This window comes from Phocaeicola coprocola DSM 17136 (assembly GCF_000154845.1).
GTDB classification, from domain to species: Bacteria; Bacteroidota; Bacteroidia; order Bacteroidales; family Bacteroidaceae; genus Phocaeicola; species Phocaeicola coprocola.
Genome location: NZ_DS981451.1, coordinates 1 through 21837, shown reverse-complemented (window position 1 = coordinate 21837; position 21837 = coordinate 1). Strand labels below are relative to the sequence as shown.

Annotated in this window: 15 protein-coding genes and 2 rRNA genes; 9 read left to right on the top strand and 8 right to left on the bottom strand. The window is 43.8% G+C overall.

The features are described from left to right. Positions 1–43: 43 nt before the first annotated feature. Genes BACCOP_RS03250 through BACCOP_RS19195 form a run of 4 tightly spaced genes read right to left on the bottom strand, consistent with a single transcriptional unit; the run spans position 44 to position 3897 of the window. Positions 44–1207 (bottom strand): 8-amino-7-oxononanoate synthase, encoded by a 1164-nt coding sequence (locus BACCOP_RS03250; RefSeq protein ID WP_007566255.1) that lies wholly within the window; start codon positions 1205–1207, stop codon positions 44–46. Between the two features lie 12 nt (positions 1208–1219). Beyond that, positions 1220–2509: an adenosylmethionine--8-amino-7-oxononanoate transaminase gene (bioA, locus tag BACCOP_RS03245; RefSeq protein ID WP_007566253.1), complete on the bottom strand. Its 1290-nt coding sequence runs from the start codon at positions 2507–2509 to the stop codon at positions 1220–1222. Then, positions 2499–3455 carry a biotin synthase BioB gene (bioB, locus tag BACCOP_RS03240; protein ID WP_007566251.1) on the bottom strand — a complete coding sequence of 319 codons (957 nt, stop codon included), beginning with the start codon at positions 3453–3455 and terminating at the stop codon, positions 2499–2501. Before bioB ends, bioA begins: the two co-directional genes overlap by 11 nt. Continuing rightward, a complete protein-coding gene (locus tag BACCOP_RS19195; RefSeq protein ID WP_050756938.1) occupies positions 3427–3897 on the bottom strand; it encodes a hypothetical protein in 471 nt (156 codons plus the stop codon). Before BACCOP_RS19195 ends, bioB begins: the two co-directional genes overlap by 29 nt. A gap of 270 nt (positions 3898–4167) precedes the next feature. On the opposite strand from BACCOP_RS19195, the gene BACCOP_RS03230 reads away from it, so the two are divergent. After that, entirely contained in the window at positions 4168–5538 is a 1371-nt protein-coding gene (locus tag BACCOP_RS03230) for an ACT domain-containing protein (RefSeq protein WP_007566246.1), read from the top strand. A gap of 203 nt (positions 5539–5741) precedes the next feature. Here the strand turns inward: BACCOP_RS03230 and BACCOP_RS03225 are convergent, their stop codons facing one another. Then, positions 5742–6290, bottom strand: a complete 549-nt coding sequence (locus BACCOP_RS03225; protein ID WP_007566243.1) for an RNA polymerase sigma-70 factor — start codon at positions 6288–6290, stop codon at positions 5742–5744. Positions 6291–6404: 114 nt separating this feature from the next. Between BACCOP_RS03225 and BACCOP_RS03220 the strand changes: the two genes are divergently transcribed. From BACCOP_RS03220 to BACCOP_RS03190, 7 genes are all read left to right on the top strand, one after another. Then, a complete protein-coding gene (locus BACCOP_RS03220) occupies positions 6405–8627 on the top strand; it encodes a GH92 family glycosyl hydrolase (RefSeq protein ID WP_050756937.1) in 2223 nt (740 codons plus the stop codon). Between the two features lie 93 nt (positions 8628–8720). Beyond that, positions 8721–9716 carry a FecR family protein gene (locus BACCOP_RS03215; RefSeq protein ID WP_007566239.1) on the top strand — a complete coding sequence of 332 codons (996 nt, stop codon included), beginning with the start codon at positions 8721–8723 and terminating at the stop codon, positions 9714–9716. 31 nt (positions 9717–9747) lie between these two features. Beyond that, the gene (locus BACCOP_RS03210; protein ID WP_007566237.1) at positions 9748–12027 is read left to right on the top strand and encodes a GH92 family glycosyl hydrolase; all 2280 of its coding nucleotides are present in this window, start codon (positions 9748–9750) and stop codon (positions 12025–12027) included. 15 nt (positions 12028–12042) lie between these two features. Continuing rightward, complete coding sequence (locus BACCOP_RS03205) at positions 12043–14319, top strand: GH92 family glycosyl hydrolase (RefSeq protein WP_007566235.1); 2277 nt, start codon at positions 12043–12045, stop codon at positions 14317–14319. Between the two features lie 387 nt (positions 14320–14706). Then, complete coding sequence (locus BACCOP_RS03200) at positions 14707–16074, top strand: MFS transporter (protein ID WP_007566233.1); 1368 nt, start codon at positions 14707–14709, stop codon at positions 16072–16074. A 23-nt stretch (positions 16075–16097) separates the two neighbouring features. Further along, the gene (locus BACCOP_RS03195; RefSeq protein ID WP_007566231.1) at positions 16098–17069 is read left to right on the top strand and encodes a glycoside hydrolase family 130 protein; all 972 of its coding nucleotides are present in this window, start codon (positions 16098–16100) and stop codon (positions 17067–17069) included. Between the two features lie 119 nt (positions 17070–17188). Continuing rightward, positions 17189–19420 carry a GH92 family glycosyl hydrolase gene (locus BACCOP_RS03190; RefSeq protein WP_007566229.1) on the top strand — a complete coding sequence of 744 codons (2232 nt, stop codon included), beginning with the start codon at positions 17189–17191 and terminating at the stop codon, positions 19418–19420. 82 nt (positions 19421–19502) lie between these two features. Here BACCOP_RS03190 and BACCOP_RS03185 read toward each other — a convergent pair whose 3' ends face one another. Next, on the bottom strand, positions 19503–20147 hold the full coding sequence (locus BACCOP_RS03185; RefSeq protein ID WP_007566227.1) for a MarC family protein: 645 nt from the start codon (positions 20145–20147) through the stop codon (positions 19503–19505). A gap of 126 nt (positions 20148–20273) precedes the next feature. On the opposite strand from BACCOP_RS03185, the gene BACCOP_RS20365 reads away from it, so the two are divergent. After that, the gene (locus tag BACCOP_RS20365) at positions 20274–20432 is read left to right on the top strand and encodes an amidohydrolase family protein (RefSeq protein ID WP_148315643.1); all 159 of its coding nucleotides are present in this window, start codon (positions 20274–20276) and stop codon (positions 20430–20432) included. A 101-nt stretch (positions 20433–20533) separates the two neighbouring features. On the opposite strand, the gene rrf is transcribed toward BACCOP_RS20365, so the two are convergent. Together rrf and BACCOP_RS20770 are read right to left on the bottom strand one after the other, a co-directional pair. Continuing rightward, a 5S ribosomal RNA gene (gene rrf, locus BACCOP_RS03175) occupies positions 20534–20642 on the bottom strand. Positions 20643–20728: 86 nt separating this feature from the next. Next, a 23S ribosomal RNA gene (locus BACCOP_RS20770) occupies positions 20729–21837 on the bottom strand; the annotation flags it as partial.

Sequence of the window (21837 nt, the reverse complement as noted above, 5' to 3'; positions counted from 1 at the left end):
TTTTCATGCATTCGTACCGGTGTTTTTTAAACGTTCATAATCTTTACAACTCACGGCATAAACTGTCCACTTCCTCTTCTGTGACAGCTGCCGTCAGCGAGATACGCAATCGGGAAGTTCCTTCGGGAACCGTAGGCGGACGAACCGGCAGCACATAAAATCCTTTCCGCCGCATGTCTTCCGCTTTCAGGATGGTCTGGTTGCTCTCACCCACAATAAAAGGGACAATATGACTTGAGGAAGGGCACTCACGACCTGCCCCCCGGACAGCTGCCTGCACCCGAAGAGCCGCCTCAGCCAGTCGTTCCCGACGGTCGTTCCAGCCTCCCAGACGCGACAGGATAAACTTTGTCCATGCCACATTCAGCGGAGGAAGTGCTGTCGTAAAGATAAATGTCCGCATCCGGTTAACCAGAAACGAGCGCATTACCTCACTGCACACCACATACGCTCCGACCGAAGCCAACGCCTTACCGAACGTACCGCACAGAAAGTCAATATCCTTCATACATCCTTGTTCCTCGACCACACCCAGTCCGCTTCTGCCACGTACACCAATCCCGTGAGCCTCATCCACATACAGCATCACACCGGGATAACGCTTTTTCAAGTCCACCAACCGGTCGAGAGGAGCCACATCTCCATCCATACTGAAAATACTCTCCGTCACGATAATGATCCGTTCGTGGTCTTTATAACTCTTGGCAAGCAAAGCCTCCAGTTGCCCGTAATCCTGATGACGATAACGGATGCACCGTGCAGCCGACAGCCGGATTCCGTCAATCAGACTGGCATGTACCAGCTTGTCTGCCAGAATCAGCGTATGCGCATCAGCCACAGCGGGAAGTATTCCTGTATTCATGTGATAACCACTTGAAAAGACCAGTGCACCGCTTGCTCCGAATAGCTCGGCAAGCATCCGTTCCAATTCATCGTATACGGTAAAGTTACCGGTCAACAGGCGCGACGACGACGACGAGAACAGAAAATCACGTTCCGAAAGCGTGCGCATAAACTCGTCACGCAGCGCAGTGTCGGCAGCCAGTCCCAGATAGTCATTCGAAGAAAGATTCAGCATACGCTTGCCTTCCTTCCAGATCCATTTCCCCTGATGTTCCGCCTGCGACAGTGTACGCAGATTGCCAGCCTCATCCAGCGCATCGAGCGTCCGGCTATATAAATTATCCGATGAAACCATCGTTTCCATTCCTTTCTTTCTTTAACAAGTTATTTCTCTTACAATCTTCAGCAAGCCGGAAGTCAGCTTTGTCAGTTCCTCCTTGCTGATAATAAACGGAGGCATGATATATACCAGTCGTCCGAACGGACGTACCCAGATACCTTCTTCCACAAACCGGCGCTGCATCCATGCCATATCCACCGGATTCTTCATTTCGATGACTCCGATAGCCCCCAGTACACGTACATCTGCCACCTGAGGCAATCCGGCAGCCGGTAGCAGTTCCTCCCGCAACTGTGCCTCTATGCGCTTCACCTTCTCGTCCCATCCACTGGACAAGAGCAGATTGACAGAAGCGCAAGCTACCGCACAGGCAAGCGGATTTCCCATAAAAGTAGGTCCGTGCATAAAAGCATGCGGCTCGTGTGAAGAAATACAGTCCGCCACCTTATCGGAAGTCAGCACGGCCGAGAAAGTCATATACCCTCCGGTCAGCGCCTTACCGATACACATGATATCGGGTTCCACTCCGGCATGTTCCCAGGCAAACAGTTTTCCGGTACGTCCGAAGCCCGTAGCAATCTCGTCGAAGATAAGCAGCAAACCATATTCACGGCACAACCTGACCGCCTCACGCAGATACTGCGGATGATAAAAACGCATACCACCAGCTCCCTGAACTATCGGCTCCAGTATCAGTCCGGCAAGCGTCTGATGATGCATTTCGATTGTTTCCTTCAGTGGAAGAATATCCTTCTCGTCCCATTCGGCATCGAAACGGCACTGAGGCGCAGGCACAAAATAACGTACCGGAAGCGCCGAACCAAACAAACTATGCATACCCGTCACCGGATCGCATACCGACATCGCATTCCATGTATCTCCATGATAGCCGGAACGGATCGTCACAAAATTGTTCTTTTCAGGCTTTCCCGCAGCAAACTGATACTGTACCGCCATCTTCAATGCAACCTCTACAGCCACCGAACCACTGTCGGCATAAAAAATCTTCTGCATGGAAGGCGGAACAATCTTCAGAAGTAATTTTCCCAATGCGATGGCAGGCTCGTGCGTAAGTCCTCCAAACATCACATGCGACATGTTTTTCAACTGCTCTTCAATCGCCCGATTCAATACCGGATGATTATATCCATGTACGGCACACCACCACGACGACATACCGTCTACCAGTTCCGTACCGTCTTCCAGCGTAATGATACACCCTTTTGCCCGTTTCACCTTGTACGTAGGCAACGGGTTAATGGTCGACGTATAGGGATGCCACAAATGCTCCCTGTCGAAGTTATCAACACATTGTTCATAAGTCATAACCCACCTCCTTTATTCGTTTTTTATCTTCTGCCACTTTCGAACCCAGCGTCGTCAGCAAATCTCCCACGATAGCCGAGTTCACACCGATATACATCGCCTTACGTACCGCCTCGTCACTCAGTTGCGAACGTCCTCCCGCAAAACGAAGATAAGCCGAAGGATTGACAAAACGGAACATAGCCACTGTACGCAATACCTCTTCTTCCGAGAGCGCAGGCTCCGTTTCAAGCGGAGTACCCTTGATCGGCTGCAACAAGTTGAGCGGAATAGACTGAATATCCAGCGATTTTAAAGTAAAGGCAAACTCCACACGCTGCCGCATGGTTTCCCCCATTCCGATAATTCCTCCGCAACACACATCCATTCCCGTACGACGGGCAGCCTGTATGGTAGCCAGTTTCTCTTCCTGTGTATGAGTAGAACAGAGATTGGCGAAATGAGAAGGCGCCGTTTCCAGGTTACAATGATAGCGGACTACTCCTGCTTCATGAAGCAACGCGAGCTGTTCCTCAGTAGCCAGCCCCAGCGAAGCGCAAAGCTGTATGTCCGAGTGCTCTTTCAAATATGTAAAATGCCGGCACAAAGCCTCTACCTCCTTATTGGAAGGTTTCCGTCCACTCGTTACCAGTGAGAAGCGAGCAACTCCCTGTTCTTCGTTCGCCTTTGCATGGCGCAGACATTCCTCCTGCGAAACCAGTCCGTACACCTCAACACCCGTTGCATAATGTGCCGACTGAGCACACCATTTGCAATCTTCGGAACACCGTCCCGACTTGGCATTGATAATGGAACACATATCAAACTTATGCGAAGCATACTTCAGCGTAATGCGATGAGCGGCTTCACACAATTCCTCCAGAGGAGCCTCCTCCGCCAGCCAAAGCGCCTCTTCCGGCGTCAGTTCAAGACCGTCGTCAACTTTTTTTTCTAATGTTTCTATCATATATATTTATAGGCATAAAAAAGCGGAATGGCGAAAGTACCCGTGTACACCTACAACAAGATGCCACACGAATCCTTTCGCCATTCCGTTTCGGTAAATGACAATTATTCTGAGTTTTTCTAATACAAGCAACCTCACTGCCCGCCGGTTCAACAGCCACAGGCAGTCCCATCAAAAGCAGGATGACACATCCCAGCGGGATTCCTATATCGTACGGTGAAGCATCCTGTTCCCTGATGCCGTTCATAGCATATACACACAGCACGTTACCTTCTACCGACACGATATGTCTTGCCTTATCCAACGATGAATCGGCAATACCCTTACACACCCTTCCAATCGTCACATGCCGGTGCAGACTTCCGAACACAGCATAATTTTTCCGGCTCCAACGGCGGAAACGGATCGATCTTCTCTGGTTATGTAATGTGTTTTCGTGCATATGGTTTTATTCAGACGGCTGCAAATATAGAGAAAAAACCGAAAGCCGGCTTAAAAAATCGGATAAACTCATTGCGACAGGACATTTTTAAGCCTTCTTCAAACCGTTTTTCTTATTTTAATTATCTTTCATCACAAAAGTTTCATAAAAGAATACGGTTTCATAAAAATATGTATCTTTACACTTTGTAAAAAGGCTTTCTTAAAAAAACGAGATAAAAAGGCTAACAAAACGGCGTAATAACCAAACACTTAACTCAAAAAGAGAAAAATGAAAGTTTGTAATTTAGGAACAATAACCCATCTTGAAGACATCATGCAGATGTCTGATTACATCTGTACAGAAGCTCCCTTACTTATAATCGTTCCTGCTTTCGACCGAATCAAACGCAGTCTTCAAGAAATTTCCATTCATTTGTTCCGTGCCGAACAGGAAAAGGCTTCACAAGCCATCCTGCATCTGGAAAAGCACTGCATGGAAACTGTTTCCGGATTCCTGCCCGATCATGATTCTGCCTTTGAGTTTGCCCAAACACAGATCACATCCAATTTTCAGCATATCCGGCAACTGGCAAACAGCACGTTCAGCCAGTCCGACGAACGCAAATTACTCATTTCGGGAGAATACATTTCTTCGGCACTGGTAGCCGCCTATTTAAAAAGCCGACACATTGATGCCACTGTAGCAGATACTGCCACACTGATGCACCTGGATGCTGACGGAAAACCTGATTTAGAAACAATCTGCCAGCAGGCACAAGCTTTTGCGCAAACAGCACAAGCCGCAGTCTATGTCACCCAGTCGCTTGTATGCCAGAGTGCTTACGGTGAAGTAGAATATATCGCCAAAGGTGACAGTTGCGCTTATGCCATGTATCTGGCCATCGCTTTCCGTGCTCAAGAACTCGTACAACGGATACAGGCAAAAGAAATATACATCCCGAACGACAATCAAAAGCCGGAAGAAAGCAACGACACGATGTTCTCCTTCGAAGAAGCCGAGAGCCTCATCAATGCCGGCGTTCTTCTGGTGTCACCCCGCAGCCTCTCGCTTGCCCATCAATATCAGATTAGTATCCGGCTGATAAACGGACAAGGCCGCATCATCCGCCTCGTCAGTGAGATACAAGAAGAAACGCATACCGTAAAAGCCATCACAGCCCGGAAACACATAACCTACATCCGACTGCATTCATCGGGAGGCGTTTCTTCCTTCCGCTTTCTGGAGAAAACACTTACTGTCTTTGCGAAGTACAAGGTATCCATTTATCTGATGACATCATCCAGCACCAACATTTCGATGGCGATAGAAACAGATACAGAAACCCTGAGCCTGCTCCGCCGTGAGCTGTCAGGATTTGCCGAATTAATCACGGAAAACAATATTGCCACTATCAGCATACTCGGAAAACTGAACTGGGGAGATTCGGATGCAAGCAGCCGTATCATCGAATTGCTGCACGACATACCTATCCTGATGATTTCGTACGGGAATGACAATCATTGCGTATCGATAGCCATCCGGCAGAGTGACTGCAAACACGCTCTCTGTACGTTATCCGATCATTTCCTCGGAACCGACTTCACACACGAAAACGGCTCGCATTCGTTCAGTGAAGAGTATAACGCTTTTATCATCTGATTTCCAAGCAAGTTTTAACTTATATAGAGTTATTGCAATGTCAATTTTATAGATTAAATTCAAACATAAGACCTATAGGGAGTTCATCTATCTTATACAGCGTACGACATATCTCTCCGTCGCGTCATAAAGATAGCACGTAATACTTATAATGCTTTGTAAACAATTAGAGTGGCTATCCACAATATTCTTGCGAGCCTTTTTTACAACCAAAACAAAAGAATCATGCGCAGATAACTCAATTTCTCGCGTAAAATTTTCAATGCCTTATACATGTGTGCTTCTACCGTACGCAAGGAAATACCCATCACATCGGCTATATCCTTATTCTTCATGTCGTGCAGGTAGCTGAGCTTAAATACTTCTTTACACTTATCAGGAAGTTCGTCTATTGCCTGCCTGATTTCCGAACGCAGTTCGCGGTTCTCTATCCGCTTGATAACCTCCGAATGATCGGGCTGATAGTATTCAGTTCTTTTCTGATAGAACTCTATTTCGGCAGCACTGTAGTTTTCGGCTACGGCCTTATGTTTCAACAGATTGATTGCCTTGGTATAGATAGACCTGTAAAGAAAGGCCTGAATCTGCTCGCCAAATTCTACAGAATCCTGCCTTCTCCATATTTCGACAAATACATCTTGAACTATATCTTCTGCATCATCCTCTCCTACAAGGCGAGTTGCATAAAACAGAAGTCCGGCATAGTAGCGTCGAAATAAAGCTTTATATGTATCTTCAAAATTTCCTCTCATCTAGTATTTCAAGGCTAATCTGTGGGCAAATGTAACGATTTGAGAGAAATGAACCAACGAAATAAGTGTTTTTCTCTTATTTCTTGTTATATTTACAAATCAAATACTAATATTATGAGATTGAAGACAATTCCACTTTACGCAGTTCTGGCATTTGCCGCATGTACATCACCGAACCAATCTTCGAACATGACAGAAGATTACACTCAATACGTCAATCCGTTTATCGGAACTGACTTTACAGGAAATACTTATCCGGGTGCTCAGGTTCCCTTTGGAATGGTGCAGCTCAGTCCTGACAATGGATTGCCTGGATGGGACAGAATTTCCGGATATTTCTATCCGGACAGTACGATTGCCGGATTCAGCCATACGCATCTCTCGGGTACAGGCGCGGGCGATCTTTACGACGTTTCGTTCATGCCGGTTACGCTTCCGTATAAAGAAGCTGAAGCTCCGCTGGGTATTCATTCTAAATTTTCACATGCCAACGAAAGTGCTTATGCCGGATATTATCAGGTAAAGTTGGACGATTATAATATCAATGTGGAACTGACTGCTACAGAGCGTTGCGGCATCCAGCGTTATACATTCCCGAAAGCCGAAGCAGCTATCTTCCTGAACCTGTCAAAGGCTATGAACTGGGATGCGACACAAGATTCTCATATCGAAGCTGTCGACTCGGTTACTATCAGGGGATATCGCTATTCAGACGGCTGGGCACGCGGACAGAAGATTTATTTCTGTACCCGTTTCTCGCGTCCGTTCAATGCAATGACAATTGACTCTACGGCTATCGAAAAAGACGGCAAGCGCATCGGAACTGGAGTTATCGCCCGCTTCGATTACACAACTGAAGAAAATGAGCAGATCACACTGGCAACTGCTATCTCGGGAGTAAGCATGGAAGGAGCTGCCAAGAACTTGCAGGCTGAAGCACCCGACAATAACTTCGATACATATCTGGAAAAGGCTAAAGATATGTGGAACAAAGAACTTGCCAAGATACAGATAGATACTCCCGACAAGGATGAAAAGACTGTTTTCTACACGGCTTTGTATCACAGTATGCTGGCTCCTACTATATATAGTGATGTAGACGGCTCTTATTATGGCCCAGACAAACAGGTGCATCATGCCGACGGATGGACAAACTATAGTACATTCTCGTTATGGGATACTTACCGTGCATCGCATCCGTTGTTTACTTATACGCAGCCTGAGCGCACCAACGATATGGTTAAATCGTTCCTGGCATTTTACGAACAGAACGGACGCTTGCCGGTATGGAATTTCTATGGAAGTGAAACGGACATGATGATTGGTTACCATGCCGTACCGGTGATCGTAGATGCTTACCAGAAAGGTATCGGCGACTTTGACGCAGAAAAAGCACTGGCTGCCTGTGTGGCAACGGCTAACATCGATGAATATCGTGGCATAGGAGTGTACAAGGAAAAAGGCTATATTCCTTACGACCTGCACGATCAGTATAATAATGAGAACTGGTCGCTTTCTAAAACACTTGAATATGCTTTCAACGACTATTGTATAGCCGAAATGGCAAAGAAGATGGGCAAGGAAGATATCGCCAAGCAGTTTTATACTCGTGCAGCGAACTATAAGAATGTATATAATCCGGCTACTTCATTTATGCAGCCGCGCGACATGAAAGGTAACTTCATCGAAAACTTCAAGGCTGACGAATATACGCCGCATATCTGTGAAAGTAACGGATGGCAGTATTTCTGGTCGGTACAGCATGATGTGAACGGTCTGATTGAACTGACCGGAGGAAAAGATCGTTTTGCCCAGAAACTGGACAGCATGTTTACGTTCCATCCTACCGACAAGGACGAACTTCCGATTTTCAGTACAGGAATGATAGGACAGTATGCACACGGCAACGAACCGAGTCACCATGTTGCTTATTTATATAATGCAGCCGGACAGCCGTGGAAGGGACAGCAATACATCAGCCAGATAACTCACGAACTGTACACCAATACACCGGCAGGACTCTGCGGTAACGAGGACTGCGGACAGATGTCGGCATGGTATGTATTCAGCGCAATGGGATTCTATCCGGTTAATCCGGTATCGGGCATGTATGAAATAGGAAGCCCGGCATTCCCGAAAGTACAGTTGCACCTGAATAACGGAAAGACTTTTACAGTCATCGCAGAAAATGCCAGTCGTGAAAACTGCTATATCCAATCGATAAAGTTGAATGGAGTGGCTTATGACAAGAGTTATATCACTCATCAGCAAATCATGGAAGGAGCCACTTTAGAAATAAAAATGGGCAACAAACCGGGATATATCTGGTACAAATAATATTTTTAAACATCAAAATGTTTTTTACGACAAGAGTAAGTGTTTTTATTTCGCTAATTGTTATTATCTTTGAACAGGAAGTAAGGTAAAGAGATGAACAAAGTAAACTATAATACAATAATACGCTTCTTTAAAAACGAGTGCTCGGAAGAAGAACGCTTACTCATCATAAAGTGGGTGAATGAGTCGCAGGAACATGCCGAACAATTTTTCAGATGGGAAGAATTGTATCACTTGGGAAACAACTCTGAAAAGGAAAATGACTTAGCAATCAGAAAAGCTGAGAAAAAACTATACGAACGGATTGAAATAGAGAAGAGCCATCAGTGGTTCTTCTCTACAATCAACCGTTGGGTGAAATATGCAGCGGTAATCACCAGTATTCTGGCTATATCCGGACTCACATTATGGTATTTTGTTGCCGACTCACAGGAAAAATGGATTACTGCTTCGACAACTAACGGAGAAACATTGGAAATAACGCTGCCGGATAACAGTAAGGTATGGCTGAATGAAAATTCTATATTGAAATATCCCGAACACTTCACCAAGGAGAAACGTGAACTGCATCTCACAGGAGAAGCTTATTTCGAAGTAACCAAAAACAAGCATAAACCGTTTACTGTACAAAGTTCTGCCATGAACGTACAGGTGTTGGGTACAAAATTTAATTTTAAAACCCCCAGTAACGGTCGCATTGCAGAAACTTCCCTTATAGAAGGAGAAATTAAAGTCAGTGGAAATAACAATGAGGGAGCAATAACGTTGTCACCCGGTCAGAAGGTAGAACTGAACACGGTTACCAAACAGATGAAAGTTTCGGAAACCAATGCTGCTCTGGATGTTATATGGCACAATAATCTGATACCTTTCAAAAATGCGGATATTTTCGATATTGCTAAAGTATTGGAGAAAGTTTATGGAGTTAAGATTATCTTGTCGCCTGACATCAGTCCATCGACTACATATTCAGGAGTGTTAAAAAGAAAGGATTCTATAGAGGATGTTTTAAGAATATTGCAAAATACAATCTATCTGCAATATAAGATTCATCAGGAAACCATATTTATATCATCAGCTTCAAAATAAAAATCATCACTAACTCTTATCATTTAATATTATGAAAATCAAGATCTGTGCGATAGCATGTTTCATGGGAATGGCAGTGACTATCACTTCATGTACCACGAAGAACATGGAAAAAGACTATGCCGCATACGTCAATCCGCTTATCGGAACGGGAGGACATGGTCATACATTCCCCGGACCCGTAGTTCCTAACGGTATGATTCAGCCTAGTCCTGATACTCGTATCGACGGTTGGGATGCTTCTTCCGGATATTATTACGAAGATTCGACAATAAACGGTTTCTCGCATACGCATGTCAGTGGAACAGGCTGTGCAGATTATGGTGACATCTTATTGATGCCGACTGTGGGAAAACAGACCTATGATCCTCAGGATTATTCCAGTCAGACTTTGCCTTATGCATCGGAATTCTCTCATAAGAATGAAACTGCAGAACCCGGATACTATTCTGTCTTTCTTGACAGATATAAGGTAAAGGCCGAACTGACTGCTACCAAACGTGCCGCATTGCACCGGTATACGTTCCCTGCAAGTAATGAAGCCGGCTTTATTCTTGATATGGACTACTCAATCCAGCATCAGAAAAATATGGATATGCAGGTAGACATTGTCAGTGATACTGAAATCAAAGGATATAAACTGACAGAATACTGGGCTTTCGACCAGCAAATCAGCTTTTATGCAAAATTTTCCAAACCGTTTACCTATCAGATAGTAAGAGATACATTGACCGATCAGAACGGAAGACTACAGCCCCGCTGCAAAGTCTTGTTGAGCTTCAAGACCCAGAAGGACGAGCAGGTCATGGTCAAAATGGGTATTTCTGCCGTCGATACAGAAGGAGCTAAAAAGAATCTGGAAGCTGAAATCCCTTCATGGGAATTCGAACAGGTACGCAGTAATGCACGTCAGGCATGGAATAATTATCTGTCTAAAATAGATATTACCACACAAGATGAAACAGACCGCAGTATTTTCTATACAGCAATGTATCATACTGCAATCAGCCCGAACCTCTTTACAGACGTAGACGGACGTTACTGGGGAATGGATCTGAAGGTACATCAGGGCAATGCCGACAAACCGATTTATACGGTATTCTCTTTATGGGATACTTTCCGTGCGCTGCATCCGTTATTGTCTATCATCGACCCGCAACTGAACAACGACTTTATCCGTTCACTTCTGCAGAAACATCAGGAAGGTGGTATATTCCCGATGTGGGATCTGGCATCAAACTATACAGGAACTATGATTGGCTATCATGCTGCATCTTTGATTGCCGACGCGTATACCAAAGGTTATGCTGATTTCGACTTACAAGAAGCATACAATGCCTGTCTGCGTGCTGCCGAATATGATACAACCGGTATAAAATGTCCGGCATTGGTGTTGCCGCATCTGATGCCGATGGCTAAATATTACAAAAACACACTGGGATACATCCCATGTGACCGTGAAAACGAATCAGTTGCCAAGGCGCTGGAATATGCTTACGACGACTATTGCATCTCGGTACTTGCCGAAGCAGTAGGAGATTATAAGAATCAGGAAAAATATACACGCTTTGCTAAAGCTTACGAACTATACTTTGATCCGTCTACACGCTTCATGCGCGGACTTGACTCAAAGGGAGAATGGCGCAGTCCGTTTAGCCCGAGAGCTTCCAACCACCGAAGTGATGATTATTGTGAAGGAAATGCATGGCAATGGACTTGGTTTACTCCACATGATATAGAAGGATTGGTAGAATTAATGGGAGGTGAGCAGGCATTTGTCGGAAAACTGGATTCGCTGTTCACTGCAGATTCTAGTTTGGAGGGTGATGCAGTTTCGGCTGACATAAGCGGACTGATCGGACAATATGCTCACGGTAATGAACCGAGCCATCATATCATACATATGTATAACTATGTAAACCAGCCATGGAAGACACAGGAACTGATTGACCGTGTGTTGAAAGAACAGTACCGCAATGCTCCCGACGGACTTTCAGGCAATGAAGACTGTGGACAAATGTCGGCATGGTATATTCTGAATGCAATGGGATTCTACCAGGTTTGCCCGGGTAAACCAGTGTATTCAATCGGCCGTCCTTTATTCGATAAGGTTACAATTAATCTGCCGGAAGCAAAAACGTTTACAATTATTACAAAGAATAATTCGAAAGACAACAAATATATCGAGTCAGCTATGCTGAATGGTCAGGAATTGAATATCCCATTCCTTGAACATAAGGATATAGCTGCCGGTGGAACACTTGAAATAACCTCAACCAATCAACCTACTAAATGGGGAGTACAACAATAAAATCATAAATAAGCCATGAAAAAACTGTCATTACTTATTTTTCTGGCAGGCTTTTTGAGCTTTGCCAAAGCAACCAATTATGCAGATTATGTAAACCCGCTGGTCGGCACTCAGTCTACATTCGAGCTGTCAACGGGTAACACGTATCCGGCCATCGCGCGTCCGTGGGGTATGAACTTCTGGAGCCCGCAGACAGGTAAGATGGGCGACGGCTGGATGTATCAGTACACAGCTACGAAGATCCGCGGATTCAAGCAGACTCACCAGCCCAGTCCGTGGATAAACGACTACGGACAGTTCTCCATCATGCCGATGGTAAACAAACCGGAATTCAATGAAGACAAACGTGCCAGCTGGTTTGCTCACAAGAGCGAAGCTGCAAAGGCATATTATTATAAAGTGTATCTGGCAGAATACGACATTGTAACCGAGCTGACTCCGACAGAACGTGCTGCCATGTTCCGCTTTACTTTCCCCGAAAATGAACACTCGTATGTAGTGGTAGATGCTTTCGACAAGGGTTCGTATGTAAAGATTGATGCGGCAAACAACCGTATCATCGGCTATTCTACCAAGAACAGTGGCGGTGTTCCGGCTAACTTCAAGAATTATTTCGTTATCGAATTCGACAAGCCGTTCACTTATCAGGCTACCGTTGCCGACAGTATCGTAAAGGAGAACGGTACGGAACAGCAGGCAGACCATGCAGGAGCTATCATCGGATTTGCTACGAAAAAGGGAGAAACCGTACATGCACGCGTGGCTTCTTCATTCATCAGTCCTGAACAGGCTTTGCTGAACCTGAAGGAACTGGGTAACGATGATTTCAATACGCTGGTAGAAAAGGGCAAGGCTGCATGGAACGATGTATTAAGCAAGATTGAAGTGGAAGGCGGCAATCTCGACCAGTACCGTACTTTCTACTCTTGTCTGTACCGCTCACTGCTCTTCCCGCGCAAGTTCTACGAAGTGGATGCACAGGGACAGATCGTACACTACAGTCCTTACAACGGTGAGGTAGTTCCGGGATATATGTATACCGATACAGGCTTCTGGGATACATTCCGCTGCCTGTTCCCGTTGTTGAACCTGATTTATCCGTCTGTCAACAAGGAAATTCAGGAAGGTCTTATCAATACATATAAGGAAAGCGGTTTCTTCCCCGAATGGGCAAGCCCGGGACACCGTGGCTGCATGGTCGGAAACAACTCGGCTTCCATCCTGGTGGATGCTTACTTCAAGGGTGTGAAGGTGGACGATCTGGAAACTCTTTATAAAGGTCTGATTCACGGAACGGAAAATGTACATCCGGAAGTTTCTTCAACCGGACGTCTGGGATATGAATATTACAACAAGCTGGGCTATGTACCTTACGATGTGAAGATCAACGAGAATGCTGCCCGTACACTGGAATATGCTTACAACGACTGGTGTATCTATAAACTGGCAAAGGACCTGAAGCGTCCGAAGAAGGAAGTGAACCTGTTTGCCAAACGTGCCATGAATTACAGAAACCTGTTCGACAAGGAAACCCTGCTGATGCGTGGCAAGAATAAGGATGGCAAGTTCATGGCTCCGTTCTCACCGCTGAAATGGGGTGATGCATTCACCGAAGGTAATAGCTGGCATTATTCATGGTCTGTATTCCACGATCCTCAGGGACTGATTGACCTGATGGGCGGTGATGACATGTTTGTGACAATGATGGATTCTGTATTCTCTGTACCTCCTGTATTCGACGACAGCTATTACGGTTTCCCGATTCACGAAATCCGTGAGATGACAGTGATGAACATGGGTAACTATGCACACGGCAACCAGCCTATCCAGCACATGATTTACCTGTACAACTATGCCAAGCAGCCATGGAAGGCTCAGTACTGGCTTCGTCAGGTAATGGACCGCATGTATACTCCGACTCCCGACGGTTATTGCGGTGACGAGGATAACGGACAGACTTCTGCATGGTATGTGTTCTCAGCACTGGGATTCTATCCGGTATGTCCGGGAACCGACCAGTATGTACTTGGTGCTCCGCTGTTCCAGAAAGCAACCATCCATTTTGAAAATGGCAAGAACATTGTAATCAATGCTCCTCAAAACAGTGAGACCAACTATTACATTCAGGACATGAAGGTAAACGGTCAGGAATATACCAAGAATTACATTACTTATTCTACTCTGCAAAACGGCGGTACGATTGACTATGTAATGGGTGACAAACCGAACAAGAACAGAGGTATCGCACCTGAAGATGCTCCTTATTCATTCAGTAAAGAGCTGAAAAAATAATACACACATAAAAGGATTTACCAGATAAATCCAGTTCGAAGCAGGTTACTTCCCACAAATATCAAACAAAGTTGGAGTAACCTGCTTTTATTATCACTTTTTTTAGATATATAAGCAACTTAGTTGGGATATTTCAAGCTTCTATTTGATAGAAAATTGTATATTTGCACTTAGTTGGAAGAGAATAAAAATATTCTTTAAAAACAGAAAGCTTATTTCATATAAAATTTAAGATATCAGGAAAATCAATTATGCCGAACAAATACACGATTTTCCCAAACAATTAAAGAATATTCAAACTCTAAAATATATTAAAACTCAAATAATAAATTACGTATGCTTTGAGTTTTAGCTGTTATAATGATGAATTAACTGACAAACAATACTATGAAACAAACTAATCACCCGAAAAAAACAAAAAGTCCGATAACATGGGTTCCGACAGCATACTTTGCCATGGGATTGCCTTTTGTAGTCCTAAATATGGTAACAGTTCTTATGTTCAAAGGACTGGGAGTAGAGGATAAACTCATTACTTTCTGGACTTCACTTATTTTACTTCCATGGACTTTAAAACCTTTATGGAGTCCGTTTCTGGAGTTATTCAAGACAAAAAAATTCTTCGTTATAACAACCCAGCTAATCACTGGAGTAACATTCGGACTAGTTGCGTTTTCGTTAAACTTACCTCACTTTTTCAGTATTTCCATCGCTTTACTGGCAATTATTGCATTTAGTGGAGCTACACACGATATCGCATGCGACGGAGTATACATGAGCGAATTATCCAACGATGATCAAGCGAAGTATATTGGCTGGCAAGGTGCTTTCTATAATATAGCTAAAATCATAGCAACCGGTGGACTGGTATATTTAGCCGGCTACCTGATAGAACAATATGGCGGAACAGAAGGTGCTGATAGTACAGTTATGTTTGCGGCCAATCAGAAGGCATGGATGATTATTATGACAATACTCTGTGTCATAATGGTAGTCCTGGGTATTTATCATTTGTTTATGCTTCCCTCAGGTGGAGCTAAAAAGCAGGGCGAACAGCGTACAGCCGGACAGGTAATGACAGAACTGGCCAATGTATTACTCGACTTTTTCCGTAAACGTCACATTGTCTATTATCTCTTTTTCATCATTCTGTACCGATTTGCAGAAGGATTTGTAATGAAAATTGTTCCTCTGTTCTTAAAAGCCAGCAGGGAAACCGGAGGCTTGGGATTAAGCGAAAAAGAGATCGGACTTTATTATGGTACATATGGTGCGGCAGCATTCGTTCTGGGATCTTTGCTAGCTGGATATTATATATCAGCACGAGGACTTAAAAAGACATTGTTCTCACTATGCTGCATATTTAACTTGCCATTTATGGTATATGCATTATTTGCTACATTCCAGCCGGAAAATGGTTTGTTGATTTGCAGCGGTATCGTATTGGAATATTTCGGATACGGCTTTGGCTTCGTAGGGCTGACACTGTTTATGATGCAGCAAGTTGCTCCAGGCAAGCATCAAATGGCTCACTATGCCTTTGCATCAGGTATCATGAACTTGGGAGTCATGATTCCGGGAATGTTAAGTGGATGGGTATGTGAAATTCTAGGCGAATGGTTTAACAAACCGGGAGGATATGAACCATTCTTCATATTCGTGCTGATAGCTACTATACCGGCATTCCTGATTACTTATTTTGTACCGTTCAAATATAATCAGGATGGTACACTCATTGAAGGAGAAAGAGAATAGTTAACAACTAAATATCAACAAATATGGTAGAGAAATTTAATATGCCGTGGGAAGATCGCCCGGCTGGATGTACAGATGTAATGTGGCGTTATTCAAAGAACCCCGTTATTGGACGTTATCAAATTCCTTCGTCAAACAGTATATTCAACAGCGCAGTTGTTCCGTATAAAGACGGATTTGCAGGAGTTTTCCGTTGCGACAACAAAGCTGTACAGATGAACATTTTTGCAGGATTCAGCAAGGATGGTATAAATTGGGAAATAAACCATGAACCTATTCAGTTCAAGGCTGGTAATACTGATATGATCGAATCGGAATATAAATACGATCCTCGTGTTACCTGGATTGAAGACCGTTACTGGATTACATGGTGTAATGGTTATCATGGACCAACTATCGGAATCGGATATACATTCGACTTCAAAGAATTTTATCAATGCGAAAATGCATTCTTGCCATTCAACCGCAACGGAGTTTTGTTCCCGCAGAAAATCAATGGTAAATATGCAATGCTGAGCCGTCCGAGTGACAACGGACACACTCCTTTCGGTGACATTTATATCAGCTACAGTCCTGATATGAAATACTGGGGTGAACATCGTTGTGTAATGAAAGTGACTCCATTCCCAGAAAGCGCATGGCAATGCACAAAAATCGGTGCAGGTTCAGTGCCTTTCCTGACTGAAGCTGGATGGCTGATGTTCTATCATGGAGTTATCACTACTTGCAACGGATTCCGTTACTCTATGGGTGCGGCTATTCTGGACAAAGACAATCCGGAAAAAGTATTGTACCGTACACGCGATTATATCTTAGGTCCGGCAGCTCCATATGAATTGCAGGGAGATGTACCTAATGTAGTATTCCCTTGTGCCGCATTACAAGATGGAGAACGTGTAGCTGTATACTACGGCGCTGCTGATACAGTGGTAGGTATGGCTTTCGGATACGTTTCTGAAATTATCGATTTTGTAAAACGCACTTCGATCATCTAATGCCCTTGAAATTTTTTCATAGGTATTCATACATAAAGTAACCTTTTGGGGCTGTATCGAATAATCTGCTGCGGTTATTGGTGCAGCCTTTTTCAGTTTTTTCATCTAATATTATTTTTATGAAACATTTATTAGTATGCTTGGCTAGCTTTTTGGCATTAGGTACATTACATGCACAAGAACCGGCCGATTACGTCAATCCATTCATCGGAACTACTAATTTCGGAACCTGCAACCCAGGAGCAGTCTGTCCTAATGGTATGATGTCTGTAGTACCATTCAATGTTATGGGATCGGAAGACAATAAATACGATAAGGATGCACGCTGGTGGTCTACCCCTTATGACTATACCAATAGCTTCTTTACCGGTTTTGCTCATGTCAACTTAAGTGGAGTGGGATGTCCGGAACTTGGCTCTTTACTATTAATGCCAACTACAGGAAAGCTAGATGTTGACTATCGTAACTATGGTAGTAAATATGAAAAAGAAAATGCAACTCCTGGATATTATACGATTTCACTTACTAAATACAATATTCTGGCAGAAGCAACAGCTACTCCTCGTACAGGTCTATCACGCTTTACCTTCCCCAAAGGTGAAAGTAACATCCTTTTAAATTTGGGTGAGGGATTAACTAACGAAACAGGTGCTTTCATGCGTAGAGTCAGCGATTGTGAAGTAGAAGGCATGAAAGTGCTCGGGACTTTCTGTTACAACCCGCAGGCTGTATTCCCTATCTATTTTGTGATGCGCATCAACAAAGCTCCTAAAGCTACAGGATACTGGAAGAAACAACGTCCCATGCAAGGTGTAGAAGCAGAATGGGATAAAGACCAAGGCAAATACAAGCTGTACACACAATATAATAAAGATATTGCAGGCGACGATATCGGTGCATGGTTCTCTTTCGATACAGAAGAAGGTGAACAGATAGAAGTCGCTATGGGAGTTTCTTTCGTCAGTATAGAAAATGCAAGAGAAAATCTTGACAAGGAACAAAGCGGACGCCACTTTGCAGCTATCCATCAGGAAGCTCGTCAACGTTGGAACGATGATTTGGGAAGAATCAAAGTAGAAGGTGGAACAAAGGATCAGAAAACAGTTTTCTATACCGGACTTTATCATGCATTAATCCATCCTAATATCTTACAGGACATCAATGGAGAATACCCTCAAATGGAAGGTGATAAAATCCTCACAACAAAAGGAAATCGCTATACAGTCTTTTCATTATGGGATACTTATAGAAATCTGCATCAGTTAATGACTTTGGTCTATCCAGAAAGACAAATGGATATGATTAATACCATGCTGGATATGTATCGTGAACACGGCTGGCTTCCTAAATGGGAGCTTTATGGACGGGAAACTCTGACAATGGAAGGAGATCCAAGTCTTCCGGTTATTGTAGATACATGGATGAAAGGTTTACGCGATTTCGATATTAACCTTGCTTACGAAGCCATGTATAAGTCGGCTACACTTCCGGGTAAAGAGAATCTGATGCGTCCGGATAATGACGATTATACAAAGCTCGGCTATGTTCCTTTAAGAGAGCAATATGACAACTCTGTTTCTCATGCACTGGAATACTATATTGCCGATTATTCTCTCTACACATTGGCTAAGGCTCTAGACAAAAAAGAAGATGCCAAATTATTCTATAAGCGATCAATGGGATACAAAAACTATTATTGCAAGGAGTATGGTACCCTTCGTCCTATCCTTCCTGATGGAAAATTCTATTCTCCATTCGACCCTAAACAAGGTGAGAACTTCGAACCAAGTCCAGGATTCCATGAAGGTAATGCGTGGAACTACACATACTACGTTCCTCACGATATTAAGGGACTTGCCAAATCGATGGGAGGCAAAAAGCCTTTTGTTGACAAACTGCAAATGATTTTCGACAAAGGTTACTACGATCCGGCAAACGAACCTGATATCGCATATCCTTATCTGTTCAGCTATTTCAAAGGTGAAGAATGGCGTACGCAGAAACTGATAAAAGAATTACTTGCTAAATATTTCACAACTCAGCCTAATGGCATCCCGGGTAATGATGATGCAGGAACAATGTCAACATGGGCTATATTCAGTATGATGGGATTCTATCCTGACTGTCCTGGAGTACCTGAATATACTCTTACAACTCCTACATTCGACAAGATAACTATCAAGCTCAATCCTAAATATTATGGAAAAGATCAGTTAGTTATCGAAACAATGAATCCGGATAGTGAATCTGATTATATCAAAACAATCAAGTTAGGTGACAAAGAATGTGGCTATCGCATCAATCACAATGATTTGATTAAAGCAGGAAGTTTACAGTTCTGGAAAAAATAATCATTCGATTAGTATATAAAAAGAGTGTCCCAAGTTTTCTGAATATAGAAACTTGGGACACTCTTTTTATATACTAACTCAATTAAAGATGACTATTTTGAATAATATCTATCAGTATAGGCTTCATTCCTCCTACAAAACATTCCACAGCAATAACCATCAAAATAAGGCCCATTAAACGCATCATAACATTATTTCCAGTCTCTCCTATTACATTAACTAAACGAGTCGATAAACGCAGTATAATATAGGTTAAAACATAGACTACAGCAATAACTACTACCAATGTTGTTTTCAATTCCCATGTATTAGCGTCATCCATTAAAATAATACCATTCGCAATAGCTCCAGGACCACACAACATCGGAATAGAAAGCGGAGTAATTGATATATCATCTGCATAAGTTTTTATCTCTTCATCTTTCAATTTTGTATTCGTATAACGAGCCTGAAGCATGTCATAACCTATTTTCAGAATAATGATACCTGCAGCAATACGAAAACCATTGGTCGATATTCCAAAAAACTTAAATAGGAATTGTCCACAGAAAGTAAAGGCAATTAAAATGATGAATGAAATAATCGTAGCCCTTTTTACGATATGACGACGTTCCTGCTCACCCAGTCCATTTGTCATAGTCAGAAATACAGGCATAGTTCCCAAAGGATTTGTCAACGTAAAAAATGAAGTAAAGCACAAAAGTGCATAAGGAATAATTGTATCCATAATAAATGTATTATATATTGCCCAAAAGTAGAAAAAATTATTTAATTATCTTTATCTATATAATATCAGAAACATAAAATTCCCCTAAATGTTCATTTTCTAAGGAAGTATGACTTTCAACATTAAATTAGAACTCCGGCGAAGCTTATCGGCATCGACTCGTCGAAGGGCACGCTCCAGAAGGGCAAGGATGCGGACATCCTCATCATAGACAAGGACATCAGCATCAGGTGCGTCTTCTCCTGCGGCAGGACCGTGGAAGGTATGAACACCCTGGTACATTGAGACGCTTCCGCCGCCGTACTCCCGGAGCCGGCGGCGTTTTTTCTGCCCTCATGCAAAAAAGAAAGCCCCGCGGCACTTGTGATGCTGCAGGGCTTCTCCTAAGACGGCGACTACCTACTCTCCCACTTGCGCAGTACCATCGGCGTGACGAAGCTTAACTTCTCTGTTCGGAATGGGAAGAGGTGGAACCTTCGTGCAATAGTCACCTGAATATCCTTTATGTATTCATGACTAACAAGCAGGTAATTCAAGCACTTCTCAAGAAGCTGAAAGTATATATCACCCATCCTTCCTGACAAGGAAAGCATACGGGCAATTAGTAATGCTCGGCTTTGGTATCTCTACCTTTACACCTGCATCCTATCAACGTCATCGTCTTTGACGACCCTGAGAAATCTAATCTTGTGGCCGGCTTCGTACTTAGATGCTTTCAGCACTTATCCGATCCCGACTTAGATACCCGGCGATGCACCTGGCGGCACAACCGGTAAACCAGAGGTCGGTCCAACACGGTCCTCTCGTACTAGTGTCAGAGCCACGCAAATTTCATACGCCCACGATAGATAGAGACCGAACTGTCTCACGACGTTCTGAACCCAGCTCGCGTGCCACTTTAATGGGCGAACAGCCCAACCCTTGGGACCTTCTCCAGCCCCAGGATGTGACGAGCCGACATCGAGGTGCCAAACCACTCCGTCGATATGAGCTCTTGGGAGGGATCAGCCTGTTATCCCCGGAGTACCTTTTATCCTTTGAGCGATGTCCCTTCCATACGGAAACACCGGATCACTATGCTCTAGTTTCCTACCTGCTCGACTTGTCTGTCTCCCAGTCAAGCGCCCTTCTGCCATTACACTCTGCGGACGGTTACCGATCGTCCTGAGGGCACCTTTAGAAGCCTCCGTTACGCTTTTGGAGGCGACCACCCCAGTCAAACTACCCACCAAGCAATGTCCTCTTACCAAGAGTTAGAATTCAAACAAACAAAGGGTCGTATTTCAACAGCGGCTCCACAAACACTGGCGTGCCTGCTTCAAAGCCTCCGACCTATCCTACACATCGCGTGCCCAAATTCAATGCTAAGCTATAGTAAAGGTTCACGGGGTCTTTTCGTCCCATCGCGGGTAATCGGCATCTTCACCGATACTACAATTTCACTGGGCTCACGGTTGAGACAGCGTCCGGATCATTACACCATTCGTGCAGGTCGGAACTTACCCGACAGGAATTTCGCTACCTTAGGACCGTTATAGTTACGGCCGCGTTTACTGGGGCTTCAATTCAATGCTTCTCTTGCGATGACATCTCTCTTACCTTCCAGCACCGGCAGGTGTCAGCTGTATACTCTACTTTCAATATCCGCACAGCCCTTGTGTTTTTTTGTTAAACACGTTTGCCCTGAACC

What these genes read in the sequence shown, in the direction of transcription:
- BACCOP_RS03190 (WP_007566229.1), top strand. Translation starts at nt 17,189, where the DNA reads ATGAAACATTTATTAGTATGCTTGGCTAGCTTTTTGGCATTAGGTACA.
- BACCOP_RS03210 (WP_007566237.1), top strand. Translation starts at nt 9,748, where the DNA reads ATGAAAATCAAGATCTGTGCGATAGCATGTTTCATGGGAATGGCAGTG.
- bioB (WP_007566251.1), bottom strand. Translation starts at nt 3,455, where the DNA reads ATGATAGAAACATTAGAAAAAAAAGTTGACGACGGTCTTGAACTGACG.
- BACCOP_RS03220 (WP_050756937.1), top strand. Translation starts at nt 6,405, where the DNA reads ATGAGATTGAAGACAATTCCACTTTACGCAGTTCTGGCATTTGCCGCA.
- BACCOP_RS03230 (WP_007566246.1), top strand. Translation starts at nt 4,168, where the DNA reads ATGAAAGTTTGTAATTTAGGAACAATAACCCATCTTGAAGACATCATG.
- BACCOP_RS03250 (WP_007566255.1), bottom strand. Translation starts at nt 1,207, where the DNA reads ATGGAAACGATGGTTTCATCGGATAATTTATATAGCCGGACGCTCGAT.
- BACCOP_RS03215 (WP_007566239.1), top strand. Translation starts at nt 8,721, where the DNA reads ATGAACAAAGTAAACTATAATACAATAATACGCTTCTTTAAAAACGAG.
- BACCOP_RS03205 (WP_007566235.1), top strand. Translation starts at nt 12,043, where the DNA reads ATGAAAAAACTGTCATTACTTATTTTTCTGGCAGGCTTTTTGAGCTTT.
- BACCOP_RS03195 (WP_007566231.1), top strand. Translation starts at nt 16,098, where the DNA reads ATGGTAGAGAAATTTAATATGCCGTGGGAAGATCGCCCGGCTGGATGT.
- BACCOP_RS19195 (WP_050756938.1), bottom strand. Translation starts at nt 3,897, where the DNA reads ATGCACGAAAACACATTACATAACCAGAGAAGATCGATCCGTTTCCGC.
- BACCOP_RS03185 (WP_007566227.1), bottom strand. Translation starts at nt 20,147, where the DNA reads ATGGATACAATTATTCCTTATGCACTTTTGTGCTTTACTTCATTTTTT.
- bioA (WP_007566253.1), bottom strand. Translation starts at nt 2,509, where the DNA reads ATGACTTATGAACAATGTGTTGATAACTTCGACAGGGAGCATTTGTGG.
- BACCOP_RS03200 (WP_007566233.1), top strand. Translation starts at nt 14,707, where the DNA reads ATGAAACAAACTAATCACCCGAAAAAAACAAAAAGTCCGATAACATGG.
- BACCOP_RS03225 (WP_007566243.1), bottom strand. Translation starts at nt 6,290, where the DNA reads ATGAGAGGAAATTTTGAAGATACATATAAAGCTTTATTTCGACGCTAC.